At 65.0% G+C, this 20214-nt stretch carries 16 protein-coding genes; 9 read left to right on the forward strand and 7 right to left on the reverse strand.

The annotated features are described in order from the left end of the window. Positions 1–130: 130 nt before the first annotated feature. Positions 131–1216, forward strand: a complete 1086-nt coding sequence (locus N2L00_RS16015) for an inositol-3-phosphate synthase (RefSeq protein WP_255765497.1) — start codon at positions 131–133, stop codon at positions 1214–1216. A 92-nt stretch (positions 1217–1308) separates the two neighbouring features. Here the strand turns inward: N2L00_RS16015 and N2L00_RS16020 are convergent, their stop codons facing one another. From N2L00_RS16020 to N2L00_RS16040, 5 genes are all read right to left on the reverse strand, one after another. After that, the gene (locus N2L00_RS16020; RefSeq protein ID WP_255765498.1) at positions 1309–2994 is read right to left on the reverse strand and encodes a formate--tetrahydrofolate ligase; all 1686 of its coding nucleotides are present in this window, start codon (positions 2992–2994) and stop codon (positions 1309–1311) included. A gap of 107 nt (positions 2995–3101) precedes the next feature. Further along, positions 3102–4346 (reverse strand): D-inositol-3-phosphate glycosyltransferase, encoded by a 1245-nt coding sequence (gene mshA / locus N2L00_RS16025; RefSeq protein ID WP_255862226.1) that lies wholly within the window; start codon positions 4344–4346, stop codon positions 3102–3104. 183 nt (positions 4347–4529) lie between these two features. Further along, on the reverse strand, positions 4530–4835 hold the full coding sequence (locus N2L00_RS16030; RefSeq protein ID WP_255862225.1) for a hypothetical protein: 306 nt from the start codon (positions 4833–4835) through the stop codon (positions 4530–4532). 691 nt (positions 4836–5526) lie between these two features. Next, on the reverse strand, positions 5527–6183 hold the full coding sequence (locus N2L00_RS16035) for a histidine phosphatase family protein (protein ID WP_255765501.1): 657 nt from the start codon (positions 6181–6183) through the stop codon (positions 5527–5529). Then, the gene (locus N2L00_RS16040) at positions 6180–7706 is read right to left on the reverse strand and encodes a CCA tRNA nucleotidyltransferase (protein ID WP_255862224.1); all 1527 of its coding nucleotides are present in this window, start codon (positions 7704–7706) and stop codon (positions 6180–6182) included. The genes N2L00_RS16035 and N2L00_RS16040 overlap by 4 nt, the downstream gene beginning before the upstream one ends. A 143-nt stretch (positions 7707–7849) precedes the next feature. Between N2L00_RS16040 and N2L00_RS16045 the strand changes: the two genes are divergently transcribed. From N2L00_RS16045 to N2L00_RS16070, 6 genes are all read left to right on the forward strand, one after another. Next, on the forward strand, positions 7850–8380 hold the full coding sequence (locus tag N2L00_RS16045; RefSeq protein WP_255765503.1) for an NUDIX hydrolase: 531 nt from the start codon (positions 7850–7852) through the stop codon (positions 8378–8380). Between the two features lie 110 nt (positions 8381–8490). After that, entirely contained in the window at positions 8491–10104 is a 1614-nt protein-coding gene (gene murJ, locus N2L00_RS16050; RefSeq protein ID WP_255765504.1) for a murein biosynthesis integral membrane protein MurJ, read from the forward strand. A gap of 166 nt (positions 10105–10270) precedes the next feature. Then, positions 10271–11773, forward strand: coding sequence for an ABC transporter substrate-binding protein (locus tag N2L00_RS16055; RefSeq protein WP_255765505.1), 1503 nt, complete (start codon positions 10271–10273; stop codon positions 11771–11773). Between the two features lie 178 nt (positions 11774–11951). After that, positions 11952–12995 (forward strand): thioredoxin-disulfide reductase, encoded by a 1044-nt coding sequence (gene trxB / locus N2L00_RS16060; protein WP_255862223.1) that lies wholly within the window; start codon positions 11952–11954, stop codon positions 12993–12995. Between the two features lie 27 nt (positions 12996–13022). Beyond that, positions 13023–13349 carry a thioredoxin gene (gene trxA / locus N2L00_RS16065; RefSeq protein ID WP_229951243.1) on the forward strand — a complete coding sequence of 109 codons (327 nt, stop codon included), beginning with the start codon at positions 13023–13025 and terminating at the stop codon, positions 13347–13349. Positions 13350–13355: 6 nt separating this feature from the next. Further along, positions 13356–14549, forward strand: coding sequence for a peptidoglycan-binding protein (locus N2L00_RS16070; RefSeq protein ID WP_255765507.1), 1194 nt, complete (start codon positions 13356–13358; stop codon positions 14547–14549). Here N2L00_RS16070 and N2L00_RS16075 read toward each other — a convergent pair. Continuing rightward, a complete protein-coding gene (locus N2L00_RS16075) occupies positions 14546–15220 on the reverse strand; it encodes a class I SAM-dependent methyltransferase (protein WP_255862222.1) in 675 nt (224 codons plus the stop codon). The two genes, N2L00_RS16070 and N2L00_RS16075, sit on opposite strands and share 4 nt — an antisense overlap. Before the next feature lie 74 nt (positions 15221–15294). Between N2L00_RS16075 and N2L00_RS16080 the strand changes: the two genes are divergently transcribed. Next, complete coding sequence (locus N2L00_RS16080) at positions 15295–16554, forward strand: DUF1116 domain-containing protein (protein ID WP_255862221.1); 1260 nt, start codon at positions 15295–15297, stop codon at positions 16552–16554. 77 nt (positions 16555–16631) lie between these two features. Here the strand turns inward: N2L00_RS16080 and N2L00_RS16085 are convergent, their stop codons facing one another. Continuing rightward, a complete protein-coding gene (locus tag N2L00_RS16085) occupies positions 16632–17195 on the reverse strand; it encodes a winged helix-turn-helix domain-containing protein (RefSeq protein ID WP_255862220.1) in 564 nt (187 codons plus the stop codon). A gap of 59 nt (positions 17196–17254) precedes the next feature. Between N2L00_RS16085 and N2L00_RS16090 the strand changes: the two genes are divergently transcribed. Then, positions 17255–18541: an MFS transporter gene (locus N2L00_RS16090; protein WP_255862219.1), complete on the forward strand. Its 1287-nt coding sequence runs from the start codon at positions 17255–17257 to the stop codon at positions 18539–18541. Positions 18542–20214 lie beyond the last annotated feature (1673 nt).

The following is a 20214-nucleotide window of genomic DNA, read 5'->3' on the forward strand; positions in this document are numbered from 1 at the left end:
ACGAGGGAAAATGCCCCTTGATGACCCGGCGGTCCGGACCCAAACCGAAGATGTGATGCCAAGCACGTAGACTGTGGAGGTTGTCTGCGCCGGGGGCGCAGCGTTCAACATTTTTCTTCAAAGGAGAACCGTGTCCGAGAACCCCATCCGGGTGGCAATTGTCGGTGTTGGAAACTGCGCAGCTTCGCTGGTGCAGGGTGTCCAGTACTACCGAAGCGCCGATCCCAACGAAACCGTCCCTGGCCTGATGCACGTGAAGTTCGGCGAATACCACGTCAATGACGTGCAGTTCGTTGCCGCGTTCGACGTCGACAGCAAGAAAGTCGGCCTTGACCTGGCTGATGCGATCGGCGCAAGCGAGAACAACACCATCAAGATCGCCGACGTCCCGCAGACCGGCATCACCGTGCAGCGCGGGCACACCCTAGACGGGCTGGGCAAGTACTACCGGGAGACCATCACCGAATCCGATGCGTCGCCGGTGGACATTGTTGCCGCCCTTCGGGACAACGCGGTGGACGTTATGGTCTGCTACCTGCCGGTCGGTTCCGAGCAGGCTGCGAAGTTCTACGCCCAGTGCGCCATCGACGCCGGTGTCGCCTTCGTCAACGCGCTGCCCGTCTTTATTGCCGGCACCAAGGAGTGGGCGGATAAGTTCACCGCCGCCGGCGTGCCGATTGTCGGCGACGACATCAAGAGCCAGATCGGTGCGACCATCACGCACCGCGTCATGGCCAAGCTGTTCGAGGACCGCGGCGTCATCCTGGACCGCACGTACCAGCTGAATGTCGGCGGCAACATGGACTTCAAGAACATGCTCGAACGCGAGCGCCTGGAATCCAAGAAGATTTCCAAGACGCAGGCCGTCACCTCCAATACCTCGGCCCACCTGAAGGCCGACGACGTCCACATCGGCCCGTCGGACTACGTCGCGTGGCTCGATGACCGCAAATGGGCCTTCGTCCGCCTCGAGGGACGCAACTTCGGCGACGCTCCGGTGTCCCTGGAGTACAAGCTGGAGGTCTGGGACTCCCCCAACTCCGCCGGCGTCATCATCGATGCCGTGCGTGCCGCCAAGATCGCCCTGGACCGCGGCGTCGGCGGTCCCATCCTCTCGGCCTCGAGCTACTTCATGAAGTCGCCGCCGGAGCAGTACAACGATGACCTCGCCAAGGAAAAGGTAGAGCAGTTCATCCGCGGCGAGGTCGAGCGCTAGGACCCCGGCAGCACAAGGCCCCCGTCCCCGGAACGCTCCGGGACCGGGGGCCTTGCCGTGCCCGGTCCTCCCCCGGGCCCCGGACCTGAATCCTAGATAAGTCCGCTCGGCGTCCCGTCCGCGGCGACACCCATGCGCAGCGCCGCAGGTTCCCTGGGCAATCCCGGCATGGTCATGACCGCCCCGGTCAGGGCCACCACGAAGCCGGCCCCGGTCTTGATGGACAGATCCCGCACGTGCAGGGTGAAGCCCGACGGCGCGCCCAGGGCCGCGGGGTCGTCGGAGAAGGAGTACGGCGTTTTGGCCATGCAGACCGGCAGGTGCTCCAGTCCCCGCGCCGCAATCTCCTCCAGCCGGCGCAGCGCGGCCGGGGCAAATTCGACGTCGGCGGCACCGTAAATCTCCCGGGCCACGGCCCGGATCTTCTGCTCCACCGGCAGCTCGTCCCGATAGAGGAACCGGAAGTCCGCCGGCCGCTCCAGGGCCCGGAGCACCGCCGCAGCCAGGTCATCGCCGCCCGTTCCGCCGCCGCCGTGCGCCCACACCTCGGCCACTGCAGCGCTGACGCCCTGCTCGGCGCACCAGTCCATCAGCCAGCGCAGTTCGGCATCCGTATCGGTGCTGAAGCGGTTGACCGCCACCACGGGGTTGATCCCGAACCGGCGGACGTTCTCCAGGTGCCGGTGCAGGTTGACGACGCCGGCCCGCAGTGCAGGAAGGTTCTCCGCCGCCAGGCCGGTCTTGGGCACGCCCCCGTGCATCTTCAGGGCACGGACGGTGGCCACCACCACTATGGCGTCCGGGGCGACATCCGCCACCCGGGACTTGATGTCCAGGTACTTCTCCGCCCCGAGGTCCGCCCCGAACCCGGCTTCCGTCACAACGAGGTCGGCCAGGCGGAGGGCAGCGGACGTGGCAATGACCGAATTGCAGCCGTGCGCGATGTTGGCGAACGGCCCGCCGTGGACGAGGGCCGGGGTTCCGGCCAGGGTCTGCACCAGGTTCGGTTTCAGTGCGTCGCGCAGCAGCAGCGTCATGGCGCCCTGCGCGCCGAGATCGGCAACGGTGACGGGCCGCCGGTCGTAGGTGTAGCCGACGGTGATCCGGGACAGGCGTTCCGTGAGGTCCGCCAGGTTCCGGGCGAGGCAGAAAACAGCCATCACCTCCGAGGCCACGGTGATGTCGAAGCCGTCCTGCCGCGGCACGCCCTGGGCCGGTCCGCCGAGGCCGATGACGACGTCGCGCAGGGCGCGGTCATTCATGTCCAGGACGCGTTTGATGGTGATGCGCCGCGGATCCAGGCCCAGCTGGTTGCCTTGGAAGATGTGGTTGTCCAGCAGTGCGGCCAGTGCATTGTTCGCCGAGGTAATGGCGTGGAAATCGCCGGTGAAATGCAGGTTAATGTCCTCCATGGGCACCACCTGCGAGTAGCCGCCGCCGGTGGCGCCTCCCTTCATACCGAGAACCGGACCCATGGACGGCTCACGCAGGGCAATCATCACGTTTTCCCCGGCCCGGTGCAGGGCGTCCGCCAGACCCACCGTCACAGTTGATTTGCCTTCACCGGCAGGCGTGGGGCTCATGGCCGTCACCAGGACCACCCGGCCGCGGACCGAATCCTCCCGCAGGAGCGCCGGGTCGATTTTCGCCTTGTACCGTCCGTAGGATTCCAGGGCGGCGTCGGGAATCGACGCGGCGCGGGCAATCTCCGTGATCGGCAGCAGGCGGGCCGCCCGGGAAATTTCGAGGTCCGAGGGCATATCGGCACTGATACGCATGTTCTGCGTTCCTTCCGCTGTGCCGTCAACGGATTCGCTGGACGGCTGCTGGTCGCTGGATGGAAGCCAAGCTACCAGCAGTGCCGGCCCGCGGGGGCTGCTTCGGCCTACTTGCGCACGGAACGGCTGGCGAACTGGTCCGCTGCCTCGCGGTAGCTTTCCGCCGTCAGCATGGCTGTCCGGCGCCAGCCGAACGCCTGGGCATGGGCGGCCGCGCCTTCTCCGAGCGCACGACGGCGGTCGGTGCCGTCGTAGAGTGCCTCCAGTTCGGCGGCCCACCGGCCCGGGGCGTGGCCGTCAACGAGAACGCCGCTGCTGCCGTTGCGCACGGCCTTGGGCAGCCCGCCCACGTTGGCGGCGAGGACAGGGGTGCCGCAGGCCTGGGCCTCGAGGGCAACCAGGCCGAATGATTCGCTGAAGGAAGGCACGGCCACAACGTCGGCGGACCGGAACCAGGCAGCGAGCTGGTGCGGCTCGACCGGCGGGCGCAGGGACACCGTGTCCTGCAGTCCCAGCCGGCGGACCAGCGGTGCCAGGTCAAGCACGGAGGAGCCGCTGCCGGCGCCGAGGATGCTTACGCGCAGGGGAATGTCCGGCCGGCGGCGGCGCAGCTCGGCGGCGGCCTCCACCAGGATCTGAGGGCCCTTCATGCGCTGGATCCGGCCGGCAAAGACCACATGGAAGACCCCGGGGAGGAAGCCCATTCCGGCCTGCACTCCGGGCCTGCCGCGTGGTGAAAACACATTCAGGTCCACGCCCGGCGCCACCACGTCCACAGACTCCGGATCGGCTCCGTAGAGCGTTTCCAGTTCGGCTGCCTCGGTGCTGGTATTGGCTATCAACCGGGTGGCGCCGCGGACTATCTGCTCCTCGCCGTCGATCCGGATCTGCGGCTCGAGCGCCTCGCCGGGCTGCCCCTGCAGGTTCTTGACCCGAGCCATGGTGTGCATGGTGTGGACCAGCGGAAGGTCCCACTGCTGCGCCACGGATAGTCCTGCGGCGCCTGAAACCCAGTAGTGGGAGTGGACAACGTCGAAACCGCCGTCCAGCAGGAACGGCTGCGCTTCTGCCACCGCGCCGGCCAGATCCAGGTACGGCAACTGTTCCTTGGCCACCTTGCGGACGGGACCGGCAACCACGTGGCGAACCTTCACCCCGGGGGCCAGGGCAACGTCGGCGGTCTGCAGCGGGTCGGTCGCCCGGGTGAAGATCTCCACCTCAGTACCTGCGCGTGCCAGTTCGAGGGCGACGGACCGGACGTAGACGTTCATGCCGCCGGCATCACCGGACCCGGGCTGTTCAAGCGGGGAGGTATGAAGGGAGAGCATGGCCACACGCTTGACCTGGGGCACTTCGCTCCCTTCCTGACCGTTATCTTCTCTATCGACTTTATAACGCCACGGGCTCGAGCTTTGTTTCCTGTCAGCCAGAACACGTCCGTCCCCTCGCCTCCGGACGCCGGGCACGGCACTGCCCGGCACCCCAAGGGAGGCGCCGGGCAGTGACGGTTGACCAGGTCCGGGCGGGTACTTCGATTACTTGACGGAATTGAAGTAGTGCATCAGCAGGTGACCCTGTTCGCCTTTCAGGGCCGCGTCCATCCGGGCATGGTGGACGGCATTGGAACGGAGAAAGGAGCTCCGCAGGCGCTTGAGCATTGTGTACACCCCCTTGGCTGCGCGTCGCAGGACAGGAGCGGCCTGTTCCGGAGGCCGGGCACGGGGCAGCAGCGGCTCGTCGCTGCCGGCGGCGTCATAGGGCAGCCGGTCCGGAAGTCCGGGCCGTGGGCCGGGTTGGTTGGTTTTGGGCAGAGTGGTATTGGGCAGGGGCAATTCAGGCATTGGAAGCTCCGACGGGGAGGCGCAAAAAAGGGCGCAAAAGAATAAGCGGATAAAAGGACGTCGAAATGACGCAGGAAACCAATAAAGGACGTTAAAGCGACGTCAAGGCGATTTGCGGTAAATACCCGACCATGACGCGGCAATGTCTTTCAAAGGGGAATTCCGGCTGCGGTTCCGCACACACCCGATACACGGGTTCCGCCAACTTCCCCTGGAAACGAGGGGTGCCCAAAGAGCGGGTGTGGAGTCGGACGGAAGTGCGCGGTGCTTGCCCCGGTGGCGTGGACGGCTTGCCGGGCCGGCAGCGTTTACGCTGAAACGGCCGACCAGCTGGCAGTCACGGTAAACCGGGAAGCGGCATAGGGCCGACCGGGGAGGACCGAAGGCGGTACCTGCGGATTCCGGAAGGACGGCCGGAGATTGCCGCCGGTGTTGCCACCGGTAACTACGATGTGAATTCCATTAGTGTTCATCAATCTCCACCTCCTGTTCGCGGTACCCGGGGTACTGGAGCCTGGCGTGGCTGCAGAAGCAGCTACATAAGCAGGGAATCCAGTTCGGTCTATTGCGGACAATTAATGTGCCCGCAAAAGAAAGGTACAACAGAGTTCGTGGCCCTGCCAAGCACTTTCACAAAATTCCCTAAAAAACTTTTATTCCAGGGTCGTGCGGGCAGGGCCGTATCGCGGTACTAGAGGTTCCAGCCGACAACGGCGGGCGTGTGTTTGTCCCAACCGAGGGTGCAGACCGCTGCGGTGCTGAGCGCAAAGTGCCGGCCCATCTCCGGGGCAAGGCCGAGCCAGCGGGCCGCCAGGATACGGAGGAAATGGCCGTGCGCCACGAGCAGGACCTTCTCCACCGGCGTCGCCTCGGGGTCGCGGTCCATTTCGGTGCCGCAGCCGGCCTGCACGGAGGAGATGATGAGGTCGGCCCGTGCGGCAACCTGTGCCAGGGTCTCCCCGTTGGGCACGCCGTCCTTCCAGATCAGGTACCCGGGATTCTCGGCGCGGACCTGCCGGCTGTTGCGGCCCTCGTTGTCGCCGTAGTCCCACTCGTGGGCGTGCGGAACCACCTCGGCGTCGGGGTAACCCACCAGTTCGGCGGTGCGGCGGGCACGGATCAGCGGAGAGGTCAGTACCCGGTCAAAGGTCACCGGACCGATCTTGGCCCGCGCGGCCTCAGCCTGGGCTTCCCCCTCGGCCGTAAGGGGGATATCCGTCAGGCCGGTGTAGTTGCCTTCCCGGGACCATTCGGTTTCCCCGTGGCGCAGCAGCCAGAGGCGGGGCAGCCGGGTTCCGGACGGAGTCAGGTCCGGAACTGCCGGTCCGAAGTTTTCCCCGTTGCTCATTTTTCGCTGTCCTTCACATTCGTACCTGATACTTCCGGTTCCCGCTGGGGTTCCTTTTCCGTTGTATCAGGTGCTGTGCCAGCGGCAGCAATCGGGTTCTCCGGCTGTTCCGCCCACCAGGCGCGGAGCAGCTGCGCTGTTTCGGCCTCGCTCCGCGGACCGTTTTCCATCCGTTCCTCCAGCAGGAACCGGTACGCGCGGCCCACCACCGGCCCGGGACGGATCTGCAGCAGGGCCATGATCTGTTCGCCGTCCAGGTCCGGACGGATCGCGGCCAGCTCTTCCTGCTCGGCCAGGACAGCAATGCGCTGCTCCAAATCGTCGTAGGCGAAAGCCAGCCGTTCGGCCTTGCGGCGGTTGCGGGTGGTGACATCGGAGCGCGTGAGCCGGTGCAGCCGCTGCAGCAGCGGACCGGCGTCGTTGACGTAGCGGCGCACTGCCGAGTCGGTCCAGCCTGCATCGCCGTAGCCGTAGAAGCGCATGTGCAGTTCCACCAGCCGGGCCACGGCCTTGATGGTGTCATTGTCGAACCGCAGGGCCTTCATCCGCTTCGCGGTCAGCTTGGCGCCGACGGCGTCGTGGTGCAGGAAGCTCACGGATCCGGTTGACTCAAAACGGCGGGTGGAGGGTTTTCCGACGTCGTGCATCAGGGCCGCGAAGCGCAGCACGAAATCCGGTGCCGGCACCGGACCGTCGCTGTCGGTTTCCAGTTCGCACGCCTGGCGGAGGACCGTCAGCGAGTGCTGGTACACGTCCTTGTGCCGGTGGTGCTCGTCAATCTCGAGGCGCAGTGCCGAGACCTCGGGCAGCACGTGGTCGGCCAGGCCGCTCTCCACGAGCAGGTTCACGCCGGTCCACGGCGCCTTGCCGCAGATCAGCTTGGTCAATTCGTCCCGGACCCGTTCGGCGGAGATGATTTCGATCCGCCCGGCCATGTCCCGCATCGCTTCAAAAACGTCCGGCGCCACCTCCACGCCCAGCTGGGAGGCGAACCGTGCGGCCCGCATCATGCGCAGCGGATCGTCGGAGAACGACGTCGACGGCGCACCGGGGGTACGCACCATACCGGCATGCAGGTCGCGGGCTCCGCCAAAGGGATCCACCAGTTCCATCGACGGCAGCCGCAGCGCCATTGCGTTCATGGTGAAGTCGCGGCGGTACAGATCGTCTTCAAGCTTGTCGCCGAAAGCCACGGAGGGCTTGCGGGAGTCGGGATCATAGGCATCGGCACGGTAGGTGGTGACCTCCACCTGGAAGCCGTCCTTGCGCATTCCGATGGTGCCGAACTCCCGGCCGATCTCCCAGTAAGTGTCGGCCCAGCCCTTGATCACCCGGATGATGTCGTCCGGGCGCGCGTTGGTGGTGAAATCCAGGTCCGGGGAAACCCTGCCCAGGAACAGGTCGCGGACGGGACCGCCTACGAGCGAAAGCTCGTACCCGGCATCCTCGAAACGCGCCCCGAGTTCCGGGATCACCTCGGGTAACGGGGACTTCAAGGCCGAACTATCAAAAAGGTGCACCATAGTGCTTTAAGCCTGCCAGATAAAACGGTGAAGGCCGACAAGGGGTGGGAGCCGGAGCGCGGACACGCCGAGGGTTCCCGCTTCCTCTCCGGCAGCCCGCATAACAGTCATCATCCCCCGGCAAAGATCGTTACAGTGGGAGTATGGCCCATCCCGTACCGAGCGCGCCCAAGCGGACCCCGTTGACTGCGTCAATGGGTGGCGCCGGTGCGCATTCGGTACATGCCCCCCTCCCAACGGTGGAGGAGGTTTCTGCCGGCGGGATTGTGGTCGACACCTCAACGGAGCAGTTGCACGTGGCGATTATTGCCCGCCTGAACCGCGGCGGCCGGCTGGAATGGTGCCTACCGAAGGGCCACCCGGAAAACGACGAAGACAGCCAGGCTGCTGCCATCCGCGAAATTGCGGAGGAAACGGGCATCGACGGCCGCATCCTGACGGCGCTGGGCAGCATCGATTACTGGTTTACGGTCAGCGGGCACCGGGTGCATAAGACGGTCCACCACTTCCTCCTGGAAGCCTGCGGCGGGCACCTGACCATCGAGAACGATCCGGACCACGAAGCTGTGGACGTCGCCTGGGTTCCGCTGGCGGAGCTCGGCCGGAGGCTCTCCTTCCCCAACGAGCGCCGCATCGCGGACCTCGCCCGCGAGATCCTCCCCCGCTACCTGTGACTCCCCCGGTGCGCAGCGCCGTTTGAGGCAATCCGTACCGGAGGTGAGAACATAGGGTCACGATGGCCGAAAAGAACATAGCCCCCAGTACTACGCGTTCGAGTGTTGTGATGGCATCGGGAACCCTGGTTTCCCGTGTCCTTGGACTGGTCCGCACCGCCCTGTTGGCAATCGCCATCGGCAGCACCGGACTGGTCACCGATATCTTCAGCTCAGCGAACGTGCTGCCGAACTTTATCTACCTGATGGTGGCCGGCGGTGTCTTCAACGCAGTGCTGGTTCCGCAGATCATCAAGGCGAGCAAGCGGCCTGACCGGGGCGCCGAGTACGTTTCCCGGATCCTCACGCTCTGCCTCCTCGTGCTCGCCGGCATAGCCCTCGTGGCCACGCTCGCGGCACCCGTGATCCTGTCCACGGTCCTGTCGCTGGGCCCGGACCAGCTGACGCTGGCGACCACCTTCGCCTACTGGCTTTTCCCGCAGATCTTCTTCTACGGCGCCTATGCGGTGATCGGGCAGATCCTCAACGCCAACGGCAGGTTCGGCGCCTATATGTGGGCGCCCGTGGTCAACAACATCATCGCGATCGCCGGCCTGCTCGTCTTCATTACGTTCATCGGCAGGGAGGAGACGTCGTCGTTCTCGCCGGAGAACTGGACTTCGCAGGCCACCCTCATCCTGGCCGGCAGCACCACCCTCGGCATTGTGATGCAGGCAGTGGTCCTGCTGGTCCCGCTGCGCCGCCTGGGCCTGGGGCTGCGTCCCTCGTTCGGGCTTCGCGGGGTGGGCCTGAGGGAAACCGGGAAGGTGGCCAAGTGGACGATCATCACCATGCTCGTGGGCAACGGCGCTTACCTGGTCTACACGGCCGTGGCCACGATCGCCTCGGAAGCGCGGCCCGAATACCAAGCCATGGGCCGTGAGATTGCCGGGCAGATGAACCTGGAAACGGCGTCGATGCTGTACATCATTCCGCACTCGGTCATCACGTTGTCCCTCGCCACGGTGCTCTTCAACCAGATGTCCCACGCCTATGCGGAGAAAAACTACGACGGCGTCCGGGAGACCCTTTCGCAGGGGCTCCGGGCCATCGGGGTGGCCACTGTCTTTTGCTCTGCGGTGCTGATTGTCCTGGCCGGACCGATCAGCATCTGGTTCAGCGGCGGATCGAATGTTTCCGCCGCGCTGCAGGCCCAGGTGCTGGTGCTGCTGGCCATCACCGCGCCCTTCCTCAGTGCCACCTTCCTGATGAACCGTGCCTTCTATGCCAACGAGGACGCGAAAACCCCGCTTGTTATGCAGCTGATCCTGTCGGCCTTCGGCATTGCGCTTGCCCTGGGGGCGGCCGCCCTGCCGGCGGACCAGATCATCTTCGCCCTGGCAATTGCCTATTCCCTGGGCAACGTCGCGGCCGTCGTCCTCAGCCATATTTTCCTCCGCCGCAGCCTCGGCGATTACGGCGGAGCCCGGGTCTTCGACGTCCATGTCCGGCTCGTGGTTGCCGCTTTGGCCGCCGGCGCCGTCGGTTCGGCCGCCTTGGCCCTGCTGGGCGGGTACTCGGCCGACGGCTTCGCCTGGCAGTCGGTGCCTTCCGCCACAGTGGTCCTGGTGGTCTGCGGCTCCCTGATGGCCGTGGCGTACTACTTCATGCTGCGGGTTCTGAAGGTCTCCGAGCTGGACGCGTTCCTGGCACCGCTCCTTGCCAAACTCCGGCGGACTCCCTAAAGTGCCGCTTCCGGCATTCTGCTTTCGGCACGGGTAGCATGGGAACAAAGCAGGCAGTTCAGGACTGCGGCAGCCGGCCGTGTTCCGTGTCCGTGAACGAACATCCGAGTACGCAATGTCAGATAAGCCTGACGCAGTCTTATTGCCGTTTTCATGGGAGGAACACGTGCCACAGTCCGTAGACGTCGGTTCAGTGCTGGGCGGACGTTACAAGGTGACAGCCCTTGTACTCGCTTCAGCTGAGCAGGACATGGTGCTCGATGGTGTGGACCAGGTCCTGAACCGTTCCGTCAGCATCCTCGTAGCCGCCCCCATGAATGCCAGCCAGGTCTCGGCAAGCGCCCGCGAAATCGCCACCGGTGAACGCCATGGCAATGTCCAGGTGCTGGATTTGGGCGTCAGCGACGGCCGCACGTACCTGATCACGAATACCGCCAGCGCGGCGGATCTCCTGGATCTCGTGATTGAGCGCGATGCCCCCTACGTCGAGCCTTTCTTCACCGACACCCTGGGCTCGGAAATCTTCGGCATGCCCCGTTCCCGCGAACCGGAAACCGTCGAAGAAGACCGCTACGTCGAACATGAGGAGCGCGAGCCGCGCAAGCCGCTGCTCTCCGGGTCGCACAAGCCCAAGCTCCCCCGGTTCGGACGCAACGCTGCTGCTGCCGGAGCCGGGGCTGCTGCCGGAACCGGAGCCGGGGCCGCTGCGGCGGAGCGCGATCTTCAGTTCGGCGAGGCCGCCGACGCTCCGGCAGAGGCCGCCACCGGCGGTGCCAACGTTCCCCCGGCTCCCACTACCCGGCCCAAGCAGTCCGCCGCAGAAGCCCGGCCGGCAAAGGTCACCAAGTGGGAAGATGACGAGCCCCAGTCGGCACCGGTTCCGGAACGGAACTCCCGCTCTGCGTCGACCTTCCCCAAGTCCGCCCTGGCGGCAGGCGGTTACGACGATGACGGCTACGGGTACGGCGATCCGGACGACGACTACGAAGAGGACAGCGCCGAGGAGAAGCCGAACCGCAAGTCCGGCCGCGTGCTTATCGGAGCGGTCCTGAGCCTCGTGCTTGTCCTCGCAGTGGTGCTGGCGGTTTCCCAGCTGGGCAAAATGGGCGATATCTTCGGATCCGACCCGGAAGCCGGTGCATCCACCGCCCCCACGCAGGAGGCTGCACAGGCCGCCCCGAGCGCGGACGCCGCCGCACCTGCACCGGCACCGGAGATTGCAGGCATCACACGTCTGGTTCCAGGCAATCCGCAGCTTGATTCGGCCAACGACGGCGCGCTGCCGCAGATCATCGACGGCAACCCGTCCTCGTACTGGTCCAGCTACGTCTACGCCAGTGACACGTTCGGCGGGCTCGCCCCCAGCTTGGCCTTGGTGGTGGACCTGGGTGCGGATTCGGCGGTCAACGAGGTCAACATCACCCAGCTGAACGGCACGGGCGGCAGCTTCTCCGTAATGCTCAACGACACTCCGGACCTGGAGGGTGCGACGTCGGTTGCCCAGAGCGGCTTTACCGGTCCCACCACCAGCATTCCGGTGCCGAAGACGGATGGCCAGGCTGCCACTGCCCGCTACGTGATCGTCAACTTCACGCAGCTGCCCCGGCTTAACGGGGTCCAGGCTGCTTACCCGTGGGGACTCAGGATCGCCGAAATCGGCGTGTCCTGACTACTACGCTCCGGACCGGCCGTCCGGCTGTGATGAGCATGTCCAGCGCCGGGCTGCCGGAATAAGCTGGACCCGGTATCCGTTGTGCCGGGTGATCCACTTATGAACCGGTCCTTTCGGATCGGTCCGTATTTTTAGTTCGACACTGTAGTTCAACAAGGAAGAGGAACACCCCCCAGTGAGCACCGCAAACTCCGTTGCCACAGACGGCGCCGCTGCTGCCGGCGACGTCCGCGAGGTCATCATCGTCGGTTCCGGCCCTTCCGGATACACGGCAGCCGTTTACGCGGCACGTGCCAATCTGAAGCCGCTCCTGATTGCGAGCTCCGTCACCGCCGGTGGGGAGCTCATGAACACCACCGATGTGGAGAACTTCCCCGGCTTCCCCGAAGGCGTCATGGGGCCGGACCTGATGGCCAACTTCGAAAAGCAGGCCGCCCGTTTCGGCACCGAAATCCTTTTCGAGGACGTCACCGAGGTGGACCTGACCGGCGACATCAAAACGGTGACGATCGGCACGGGCGAGACCTTCCGCGCCCGCGCAGTCATCATCTCCACCGGGTCCGCCTACCGTGAACTGGGACTGCCGGACGAGAAGCGCCTTTCCGGCCGCGGTGTCAGCTGGTGTGCTACCTGCGACGGCTTCTTCTTCAAGGGCCAGGACATCGCCGTCATCGGCGGCGGCGACTCCGCTTTGGAGGAAGCACTGTTCCTGACCAAGTTCGCTTCTTCGGTAACCGTGGTGCACCGCCGCGACAGCCTGCGGGCCTCCAAGATCATGCAGGAGCGGGCCCTTTCCCACGAGAAGATCCGCTTCGCCTGGGATTCTGAAGTAGCCGCCATCCGCGGCGAGGACAAGGTCACCGGCCTCGTGCTGCGCAGCACCAAGGACGGTTCCGAATCCGAGCTTGCCGTCACGGGTGTGTTCGTGGCCATCGGCAACGACCCCCGGGTGGACCTGGTCCGCGGCCAGCTTGAACTGACCGAGGAGGGCACCATCGCGGTCCTCGGACGCACCTCCAAGACGTCCCTTCCGGGCGTCTTCGCGGCCGGCGACGTCATCGATCCGACCTACCGGCAGGCCATCACCGCGTCGGGCTCCGGCTGTGTGGCCGCCGTCGACGTCGAACACTACCTCGCCGATCTGGGCGATTCCGTCCCCACCGCGGCGGAGGTCCCCACCCCGCCGTCCGAGGCTGTTTCCGAACACGCAGCCCTCTAATTCCGTTCCTCGCTTAGGAGAGCAAAAATGAGCAGTGCAAAAGCAGTAACCGATGCTTCTTTCGGTACCGATGTCCTGACCGCGGACAAGCCCGTAATCGTGGACTTCTGGGCTGAATGGTGCGGCCCGTGCCGCATGCTGTCCCCCATCCTCGACGACATTGCCGCCCAGTACAGCGACAAGGTGGACGTTGTGAAGGTGAACGTGGATGAAAACCCCGCGATCGCCGCTCAGTACGGCATCACCTCCATCCCGGCGGTGTACGTGTTCCAGGGCGGTGAGGTTGCGGCGACTTCCATCGGCGCAAAGCCGAAGCAGGTCCTGGAGCAGGAATTCGCGGCCTTCCTGAAGTAAACAGCAATGAGTGTGCATGGTGAAAGCCTGCGGAGGCTGGATGCCAGCCGGCGTGTGGTGGCGCTTCGTGAAGCGCTGCTGCGCGCCGGCGTCACCCTGTCCTACCTGGCACCGGACGCGGTAAACGATCCGACCATTTTCGATGACCACGTTGACGCGGCGGTCCGCGCGTTCCAGCAGAGCCGAGGCCTGATTGTCGACGGCGTTGCCGGTCCGGACACCCAGCGGGCCTTGTCCGAAGCGCAGTTCCGCTTTGGCGACCGGACGCTGAACTATGTTGAGGGCGGGCAGCTGCGGGGCGACGACGTCGCCGAACTCCAGCGCCACCTGTCCCACCTGGGGTTCTACTACGGCCACATCGACGGCAGTTTCGGGGTGCGTACCCGCTACGCCGTGGCCGAGCTGCAGCAGAACCTCGGGCTGCCGGGCACCGGTGTGTGCGACGCCGACACCATGCGTTCCATGTCCCGCGTGAACCGCGCCATCTCGCCCAGCCAGGCGTTCGCCCTGCGCGACTACGAACGGCTGGACCGATCCACCGCGGCCCTGCGCGGACGTGTTATCTCCGTGAACATCGGCCGTGCGCGGCTGGTGTCTCCGCACGGCGTCGAGCGGCTCAGCGGGGATCCGCTGACCGAGCTGCTGGTCACCACTGACATCGCCGGGCGTGTAGAACGCATCCTGCGTGAATTCGGTGCCCGGCTGGTTCCGCAGCAAAGCGGTGCGGCCACCGAATCGGGGTCTCGGCGGAACGTGCCCAGCCTGAACCTGGATATCCATTGTGACTGGCTGGACCAGCAGGCCGCCTCGGGGATGGCTGCCTACTACTGGGGCCTACCCGGTACCGGTGAGGCACGCTCCCCCATCGGCCACAGGGCCGCCGTCCTGCTTTTGAAGGAACTGGGTGCCCGTACCGACTTGGACAATCTGGGCGTGCATGCCCGGACCTGGGACACGCTCAAGGTGCCCGGTGTACCCTCCGTGGGCCTCGATCTGGGCTACCTCAGCAATGCGCACGACGCCGAGCGCCTCGCCGATCCGGTTTTCCGCCAGACGGTTGCCGATTCAATCGTGATTGGCATCCAGCGCCTGTACCTCCTCGAGGAGGAGGACCAGCCCACGGGCACCCTGGCTTTGGACGACGTCCTCAAGTTCAACCCGACGGAAGAGCCGGCTACCAGGCGGGTTTCCGGCCTCTAGGCCGTTCTGCCGCTTTTCCCGGCGCTGATGAACCCCTGCGCATAGCGTTCCGCAGCTGTCGGGGAGCGGAGCAGGTGTTCATCAACCTGGAAATCTTCGCCCTCCAGCAGCGCGGCGGTTTCCGGGATGTCGTGGAGGTAGCCCGTGAGTTCCACGGCATGTCCGTAGGCCGTCGTTATTCGACGGGAACCCGTTCCTGCCTGAAAACCCAACAGGAGCCGGCCGCCGGGACGCAGGATCCGTCGAAACTCGGCGAAAACCGCCGGCAGCCCTGCAGACGGGGTATGGATAATCGAATACCAGGCCAGCACCCCCTGAAATGACCCGTCGCCGTAGGGCAACGAGGACATCGCCGTGACCTCGAATCTCCGATGCGGATGTGCCTTCCGGGCCTGCCGGACCATGCCTGCGGAAATGTCGCACCCTTCGATGGCCAGCGGCGCCAGGGTGTCGAGATAGGTAATCATTCGGCCGGCTCCGCACCCCGCGTCCAGGACGGCTGCCCCGGACGGCAGTGAACCGGCGAACCTGCGCACCATGGCCAAGTCCTGCTCGTCCTCCGGGTCTCCCTCCCTGCCGGCAGTGGGGATCAGCTCCGCGTAGGCCTGGGAAACAAGGTTGTAGGCCCGGGCGTCGGCGCCGGGGACACTGTGCAGGGCTCCCTCGTTCATCGCACCAACGTACCGTGCCGTATGCCATGCTTCTGGCATGACGGTCCGGGGAATGCCATGGCGACGGAAATAATGTGACGACGACGACAAGGGATGCTTCCCGACTCTCTGCCAACGAAGCAGCTGTCGCGGCAATGCTTTCCGCGGAGCCCGAGTTGATCGACGTTCTCCCGGCCCTGGAGGCGGTTCCGGGCATGGCCAATGACATCATCCTCGTCTCGGGTCCGCTGATGCGGTGGCAGGATTACACGGGTTGCCAACGCTTGGCGGTTGTCGGTGCGGCTGTATTCGAAGGACTTGCGGCCTCTCCGGCAGAGGCTGACGGCTTGCTCCGCTCCGGCGCGATCCGGCTGGCCTCCTGCCACGAGTACGGTGCCGTAGGTTCGCTTACGGGCGTTTGTTCCGCCTCCATGCCCGTACTGGTTGTACAGGACCGCCTGTCCGGGCGCACCGCTACATGCAGGATGAATGAAGGCGCGGGCACGCGGGCCCTTACATTCGGCTCCCAGGGACCAGCAGTCACCGCCAATCTGGCCCGCATCAGGGACCGAGTGCCGCCTGCCCTGGCTCGTATCCTCCGGGCATCTCCGATACCGCTCCTGCCGATCATGGCCCAGGCGCTGGCCATGGGCGACGAACTGCACGGCAGGCAGACTGCCGCCGGGCTGCTGTTCCGGAACGCCGTCCTGGAACGCCTCCTCCACCTCCGGGGCAATGCCCCGGAATCCGCTGCGTTGCTGGCCTACCTCGACACAGCGGAATTCCATTTCCTGCACGTCGCGATGGCAGCCGCAAAGGTTATTGCGGACACAGCAGACTCAATTCCGGGGAGCTCAATCGTCACGGCGATGGCGATGAATGAGAAGGAGTTCGCAGTCAGGGTTTCCGGCTTGCCGGGCCAGTGGTTCCGCGCGCCCCTACCGCCGATCTCCGGGTTTCCCGGAAGAATCATGGTGCCCTGGACGCCCGCCGATCTGGGGTACAGCGGTGGTGACAGCTTGATTATGGAAACGCTGGGGCTGGGCGGCGCTGCTGCGGCGGCGGCTCCTGCCCTGAGTCCGGTCTCCGTCGGGACTCCGGCGCAAATGATGGAACTGACGAGCTCCCTGTACGCGGTTGCATCGTCGGAGCACCCGACGATGCGGATTCCGGCACTGGGCGGGCGCGGGGTCCCTTGGGGTATGGACGCTGCCGCGATCGTGGAGCGCCGCCTCGTACCTCCGGTGCACATCGGGGCGACCCTGCGCAGCGGTGGACTTGCCGGCGCGATTTATTTCACCCCGCCACTGCAACCCTTTATCGACGCAACCGAGCGCCTGCAGTCAATCGTCTGATCCGTTTCACGTGAAACAACACGTTTCCTGCCGCCGCGCAGCCCGGCGTCGTCGTCCGATATGACCCACCTAAACCCTCAAGGGTTGCCCTCAGCGGCTCTTTCCGGATTCTGCTCCGGGTGCCGATCAGGATGGATGGCCATAAAGACCGAGTAGTGGGTGCTGCCCTCAGGAGGTTCTTCGGCCTCGAACTCATCCAGCAGGTCCTGCACACGTTCGAGGAGCCGGGCATGTCCTTCTTCCGTGAGGCGTACACCCAGCCGGGAGATTCCGACCTGATCCGATGCAGGGAGCTGTCCCACCTCGGACACGAACGCACCGATCATTGCGCCCCGCAAGCGCAGATCCCGGCCGTCGAGATTCAACCGCCACGACTTCCCCGTGGCACGGTAGGGAATCTCATATGCGCCACTCGGTCCGGACCGCGCCTCTTGGGGTTCGAGGAAGCCTGCCGAGACCAGCTTGCGGACGTGATAGAGCACCGTTGCCGGGTTGGCGGCGAGCATGGTTGCAATTTCCTTGTTGGTCAGCTGCTCTTTCATGCAGAGCCGCAAAATGCGGATACGCGTTGCCGAGGCAAGGGCCTTCGCCTCTTCCTCACTCGCTGACCGCCGAGGGACCTGGCCGCTCTCGTCTGTCATGTGTGCAGAATACCAGAGGGCTATTGACAAATATCAATCGATTGACCAGAGTCAACCGCATGACGACTGAAGACGGCGGCGCAGCCACGGTTCCTGGCGGCGTCCTGCGGGACCGTGACTTCCGATTCCTTTTCTATTCCACCTCCTTGAGCCAACTTGGGCAGCAGGTATCCAGTCTCGCCTTGCCACTCGTGGCGGTGGTGACGCTGACTGCCAGTGAATTCGAAGTGGGGCTGCTTTCGGCCCTGAGCACCGCTGCGTTCCTGTTGATTGGCTTGCCCGCCGGAGTCTGGGTCGATCGGATGCGGTACCGCCACGTGCTCGTCTCGTCGGACCTGATTCGGGCAGCGGTCCTGCTCACTGTTCCGCTCGCCTGGTGGCTCGGGGTGTTGACAGTCTGGCAGCTCTACGTCGTGGCGCTGCTCATCGGCGTGTTCAGCGTCTTCTTTGACGTCGCTTACCAGAGCTTTCTGCCGCGCCTTGTCGGGCGTGACCATTTGGTTGAAGGCAATGCCAAGTTGGAAACGGTGCACTCGGTTGCCCAACTCGCTGGTCCGGTCGCAGCCGGCCAGCTGATCGCCTGGCTGACGGCACCCGTTGCCCTGGCCCTGGATGCCATTGCGATGGGGTTGTCCGCACTATTCGTTGGGCGCATGCGGCACCGGCAGCCCAAGCCGGAGCCGGTACCGGGGTCCCGGCTGGGCACGGACATCGCAGAGGGCCTGCGTTTCGTCCTGGGCAACCCGTTGCTGCGGGCGATTGCCGGGTCCACAGGACTGTTCAACCTGGCTTTCGCGGCCTACATGGCGATGCTGGTGTTCTTCCTTCCGAGAGAAGTCGGCCTGGGCGCGCACCAAATCGGCATAGTATTTTCGGTCCTCGGTGTGGGCGGTCTTGCCGGCGCCCTGGCTACCCGCCGACTGACCCTGTGGCTGGGTGAAGGACCCGCCATTTGTTGGTCCGTGGCGGCGACAGCTCCCTTTGCGCTCCTGATGCCTGCGGCGGGGGGCGAATGGTCGGTTTGGCTCGGCGCGGCCGGGCTAGCTGTGGCCAGCTTCGGCATGGTCGTCTACAACGTCACACAGGTGAGCTTCCGGCAAAGACTGACTCCGGACCGCCTGCTAGGCCGCATGAACGCCACCATGCGTTTCCTGGTCTGGGGAACCCAGCCCGTCGGCGCGCTGATTGGCGGCCTGCTTGGACAGCTTTACGGAGCTGAGGCCGCGCTGTGGATGGCTGCATGGGCGGCCTGTGTGGCCTTCCTGCCCGTCACCTTGTCTCCCCTGCGGAGCATGCGGAAGCTACCCGATGAACACCCAGCATCGGCCACGCCTTCCGCCCCGTAAGCCTTCACATGTTCCTCCGCCGCTGACGCCGAGTACAAGTTCGGCGTCTCGTTTCACGTGAAACACGACGCCGAGGGCGGATCTGGTCTGCGTGTGCGGTGCGCTGCTTGGTGCTGGGTGCCGGGTGCCGAGTGCCCGTGCCGGGAGCTCAATACTGAGCGTTGGGGGCCGAGAGTGAAACCATAATGGTTCTCGAGCATTGCCTGCTACTCTCTTCCCCCAGGATTTAGCAGCGGCGCAGCTACGCAGTATTCGTTCGATCCGCCCGACGGTAATGAATAGACGTGATCGATCAGGGTGGGCGAATAACGTCCTCAGGCTCCGGGAGGGCTCCCTCACTGCACCAAAGACGTCACGGGACGGCTGAAGTCGAGCCGCAGCGCGGCTGCCGAACGCTGGGCAGGGCCACGAGCGGCAGGCAATCGTCGGCTCAAGCGTGGCTGCGCAAGACAAGCAAGGCCCCGCCCTGCCCTGCCCCCCTGCCCCCAGCCTCCCTGCCCTGCAGCGTACTCCACTTCACTTCACTTCACTTCACTTCCCAGACAAGGCCCTACTCGACAGCCCTGCACACAATCCGCCTCTATCAAGGCATACCCCTGGTGTTGGGACAGCGGCAGCTAGACATACGCCAAGGGCCACGTTTACCCCACCAGGCGGCGATATCCGCTGCGGCGCTTCCACCTGGGCAGGGCTTGGAAACGCCACGGACCCGACTCCAGGGACCCGCCACACATCCGCTGCCACCATTGTTCGTGGTTCGATTCCCTTCTTGCCTTCGCTTAGATGTTCTCTGAAGCAGCAGTGTGTAGTTGTTTCCACCGGAGATCGGCGCGTATTTTAGGCAGCGTGGGGGGAGATATCGTCTAGTTGCGGACGATAGGTCATGGGACTCCCCGCACGAAAACGAGGCAACGCGCACCTAACCGCATATCGGATAACCGAAACGGGAGCCGGCATCGGCGGTAGCTTGTGCAGGTAGCTTGATGGCATTCTCCGCCCCATGGACGACTTCCTGATGCCCGGCAAAGGGAAGATAGGCATTGGATACTGGTTTGCCGGCAGCCGCCCATAGCGTGCTTATGACCCGGCAGGGCGGGCGGGCAGGAGGCCCGGCAGGGCGGGCAGGCAGGGCGGGCAGGCAGGGCGGGCAGGCAGGCCGGGCAGGCAGGCCGGCAGAGAGCCGGTCGGTGCAAGGGGTAACCCGCCGAAGACAGCCCTGCCATCCCAGGCCGCGCCTAAAGCCGCTCCAGAGAGTACGATTCCTAGCACCCAAGCCTCGCCTTCCCAGGCACAACAGCCTAGGGTGGGGTTCCTTTGTAGGGACTCGGACGCCCCAGTTTCACGTGAAACACCGCCAGGCGCTGGCCCCAGTTCTAAGAATTCATACGCAGCCTTTGCTGCGACGGGGTGCACAGAGAGCCGCTTTGCAGGCCCCAATCCGGCCGCGCTCTACCGTGTACGGCGGTTGGACATGTCATCTGCATGGCTAGCCACACGTCGTGGTTGGCCGCCTTCGACAATGTTTCACGTGAAACCCCGCCCCTATCCTCTATTCGGCGCCACGGGCATACGCCCTATGGCACGTCATGCCAAGCTCCCATGCCCGGTACATGACCGACGCCCTATACGCGTGTTTGGCAGGCAAAGCGCTGATTGCGTTTCCTATCCGGCTT

Source organism: Arthrobacter sp. zg-Y1171 (assembly GCF_025244845.1).
Taxonomy (GTDB): domain Bacteria; phylum Actinomycetota; class Actinomycetes; order Actinomycetales; family Micrococcaceae; genus Arthrobacter_B.

What these genes read in the sequence shown, in the direction of transcription:
- murJ (WP_255765504.1), top strand. Translation starts at nt 8,491, where the DNA reads ATGGCATCGGGAACCCTGGTTTCCCGTGTCCTTGGACTGGTCCGCACC.
- N2L00_RS16020 (WP_255765498.1), bottom strand. Translation starts at nt 2,994, where the DNA reads ATGCGTATCAGTGCCGATATGCCCTCGGACCTCGAAATTTCCCGGGCG.
- N2L00_RS16090 (WP_255862219.1), top strand. Translation starts at nt 17,255, where the DNA reads ATGACGACTGAAGACGGCGGCGCAGCCACGGTTCCTGGCGGCGTCCTG.
- N2L00_RS16075 (WP_255862222.1), bottom strand. Translation starts at nt 15,220, where the DNA reads ATGAACGAGGGAGCCCTGCACAGTGTCCCCGGCGCCGACGCCCGGGCC.
- N2L00_RS16085 (WP_255862220.1), bottom strand. Translation starts at nt 17,195, where the DNA reads ATGACAGACGAGAGCGGCCAGGTCCCTCGGCGGTCAGCGAGTGAGGAA.
- N2L00_RS16070 (WP_255765507.1), top strand. Translation starts at nt 13,356, where the DNA reads ATGAGTGTGCATGGTGAAAGCCTGCGGAGGCTGGATGCCAGCCGGCGT.
- N2L00_RS16035 (WP_255765501.1), bottom strand. Translation starts at nt 6,183, where the DNA reads ATGAGCAACGGGGAAAACTTCGGACCGGCAGTTCCGGACCTGACTCCG.
- N2L00_RS16045 (WP_255765503.1), top strand. Translation starts at nt 7,850, where the DNA reads ATGGCCCATCCCGTACCGAGCGCGCCCAAGCGGACCCCGTTGACTGCG.
- trxA (WP_229951243.1), top strand. Translation starts at nt 13,023, where the DNA reads ATGAGCAGTGCAAAAGCAGTAACCGATGCTTCTTTCGGTACCGATGTC.
- N2L00_RS16030 (WP_255862225.1), bottom strand. Translation starts at nt 4,835, where the DNA reads ATGCCTGAATTGCCCCTGCCCAATACCACTCTGCCCAAAACCAACCAA.
- N2L00_RS16040 (WP_255862224.1), bottom strand. Translation starts at nt 7,706, where the DNA reads ATGGTGCACCTTTTTGATAGTTCGGCCTTGAAGTCCCCGTTACCCGAG.